Source organism: Streptomyces sp. NRRL F-5755 (assembly GCF_001279365.1).
Classification (GTDB): domain Bacteria; phylum Actinomycetota; class Actinomycetes; order Streptomycetales; family Streptomycetaceae; genus Streptomyces; species Streptomyces rimosus.
In genome coordinates this window covers 1-275 of record NZ_LGCW01000225.1, presented here as the reverse complement: position 1 = coordinate 275, position 275 = coordinate 1, and the positions used below count along the sequence as shown (strand labels likewise).

The following is a 275-nucleotide window of genomic DNA, read 5'->3' as shown; positions in this document are numbered from 1 at the left end:
CAGGTCGACGCCGGACTTCTCCAGGAAGACGACGGCTTCGGCGCACGCCTGGATGTTGACGGCGACGATGAGCTGGTTGGCCGCCTTGACGGTCTGCCCCGCCCCGTGCGGGCCGCAGCGCACGATGGTCTTACCGAGCGCCTCGAACAGCGGGTAGGCGGCGTCGAAGTCCTCCGGGGCGCCGCCGACCATGATGGACAGCACCGCCTCGACGGCGCCGGCCTCGCCGCCGGAGACCGGGGCGTCCAGCACCCTGATCCCCTTGCCGGCCGCGG

General features: G+C 72.7%; 1 protein-coding gene. It reads right to left on the bottom strand.

Features of this window, described 5'->3' with window-relative positions:
• Positions 1-275, bottom strand: a 275-nt coding sequence (locus tag ADK86_RS18280) for an NAD(P)-binding domain-containing protein (RefSeq protein ID WP_159393883.1), incomplete at both ends; no start/stop codon positions are given.